The sequence below is a fragment of the Roseibium denhamense genome (assembly GCF_009711415.1).
GTDB lineage: Bacteria > Pseudomonadota > Alphaproteobacteria > Rhizobiales > Stappiaceae > Roseibium > Roseibium denhamense.
In genome coordinates this window covers 1-1807 of sequence record NZ_SMLZ01000060.1, presented here as the reverse complement: position 1 = coordinate 1807, position 1807 = coordinate 1, and the positions used below count along the sequence as shown (strand labels likewise).

Annotated in this window: 1 protein-coding gene; it reads right to left on the bottom strand. The window is 45.0% G+C overall.

All coding sequences use genetic code 11. The features are described from left to right. Window positions 1-1807: hypothetical protein (locus E1180_RS21995; protein WP_196220480.1), on the bottom strand; the 1807-nt coding region annotated here is incomplete at both ends.

The following is a 1807-nucleotide window of genomic DNA, read 5'->3' as shown; positions in this document are numbered from 1 at the left end:
TTTCACGATAAATGGATGCGTCGCTTTCATTTTCTTCAGGATGAATTTTAACTATCAACTTGATATCTTGACCAACTTCCCGGATCGTTTTTACCAAAGTCTTAAACAATTCTTTCTGAATTTTTCTTGGTAGTGGCTGGGTCGGCAACAGTACTGTCGGTGCGTCTCCAAATGATAGTTCGGCATTAATTTTGCCCCGGGCTCGCTTTCTCGCTTCATTTGATGCGTAATTTTTTGGCCTATGAAGCCGTGGAGAACCAACCGCAAACGCACGATCCGCACATATACCAAAATTCTCCTCGTACTCCCTACGAAAATATTCAGTACTAACAATCGCAAAGTCAGAGGAGATACTTCCATACCGGCAATAGGCTGCATTCAAGCAGTGCGTTTCCAAAGATATACTTGGTATCTTCATTTGTCGCGCGCTCCCGGTAAACAACGCGTTACGGGGCTCACGCGGTGGGCACAAGATTAACGCATCATACTGTTCCGCTCGGAGCAACTTGTCAGCTGCACAACGGCGCACTAAGTTCCTGAGCACATCAAAGGAGAGGGTATTGGATAATTCGCAATCCAGTGCCGTTTTCACGACATGGTCGATATCCGCATCGGCATACATGTCTTCAATTTTGGATTTAATTACGCCCAAAAAATAACGCTTAAAGTCATTCCCAATTTCGGCCGGAGCCTTCAATACATTGTGGTCTATTACATCTGGCGGAGTAGCAAGATGACCCCAGGGCTCGTTTTCATCTTTCGCAATACTTAATAGGCTGGTAGATTGCTTTTCAATTTCGTTGGATAATTTTGATCGAGATCCGTGTGTCCAAATTATGTCAACAGAATATGCTTTCTGTAACTGCAGCGCAACTTCGACGGCCCCGCGCAGGTAAGCCGAGTTTGCGCTTACTACGAATGCAAGGCGCTTCTCAGCCTTACCTTTGCGAGAGCTTCTATAACTAATGCCAGTAGAAACGTCCGATAGATATCTGGATACCGGCAACAATAAATTTGTGTCTGGGATCGAAGGTTCTTCCCAATTCTGATAAGTGTGCCAATGCAATCGTTCCTTGACCGCAAGGTGATGAATATTTGCAATGCGCCCCTCAAATTTACTTCGAATGCTAACGTTGCTCGACCAACAGCCACAGACGATGCGTCTGTCGTTAATCATCTCCGCCCGTGAGTACAACGCTCGATAGAGCTCGAATGAAGAACCAAACGACACAACAACGCTATCGAAGCTCTTATCTTCCACAGCCGTAAAAATCGCGTTTAATCGAAGCGCTTTGTAGAATAGGTTATCGCTGATTTGTAGAACCAATGACTGCTCTGTCTCCTGGTCCAAATTTATTACGCGATTCAAACGGCTTGAATTCTCAATGAAGGTTGAAATCACGGACTTTGCACAGTCATATGTCTCAAGATGAAGATCGTGATATCGACGCTCAAAACGCCCCGCCCTGCTGCGAGCATGTTCTACGTTAATCTCAATTTCATCTGAAATTAATGCTCGGATGGCATCGATATCGAACTTACCGTAAAGATCCCCGTATTTGATAAGCGTAAGCTTTTTCGCGCCTCGTGCAATGTTATAGATAGCAGTTGGTGGAACATCTCCATCAATTATGACAAGCCGGTGATTACACTCGTTGAACAGTAAAGAATCTTGAATTGGAACATTTTTAGACTCAAAACTGCCGTAGGACAGCGGCCTCGGAACAATGGCTCGAAGGCCTCGTTCAACCTTAGATATTACCCTGTTGTCTGCGTTGCGCTTAAACCAATTGGTAGCCTTCAACGC